Origin of the sequence: Streptomyces boetiae, from assembly GCF_031845405.1 — a bacterium.
Classification (GTDB): domain Bacteria; phylum Actinomycetota; class Actinomycetes; order Streptomycetales; family Streptomycetaceae; genus Streptomyces; species Streptomyces boetiae.
Map to the genome: position 1 here is coordinate 1 of NZ_JAVREN010000129.1, position 430 is coordinate 430.

General features: G+C 65.3%; 1 protein-coding gene. It reads left to right on the plus strand.

Annotation, left to right across the window (positions count from 1 at the left end; genetic code table 11):
- Nucleotides 1-208: 208 nt before the first annotated feature.
- On the plus strand, nt 209-430 hold a 222-nt coding region (locus RM780_RS27705), incomplete at its 3' end, for an SCO5555 family protein (RefSeq protein ID WP_311633648.1).

The following is a 430-nucleotide window of genomic DNA, read 5'->3' on the forward strand; positions in this document are numbered from 1 at the left end:
GATCAGCCCGATCGGGGGTACAGGCGTGTCTGCACCCGAACGGCCCTGCGTGGACCAGGACCGTTCGTCAACTTCCCACGTTATAAGGGTTGTTGTCGGGGTAGTCGACCCTTGCGTCCGAGACTTCCGCACCCGCCCGGAAGGCCGTTTGAGGTACCAGTTGCGACCCCCGCAGGCGACAACTCGCCCCAGATGGCACAATCTGTGCATGGGACACGACGGCCAACTCAAGCTCCATGCGGCAGTCGCGGACCGGAGCAAGGAAGCGCACACACCAGTGCGCGCACTGCAAGTCCCGGAGGGCGTACGGATGGCGCTGACCCGGAAGCTGCCGGTCATTACGGCCGCGGCCAAGCACGATCTCACCGACGCGGCAAGGCGACTGGAGCGGTTCAGCACGGGCCTCGACGAGGGCCGATTTCCTCCGAAG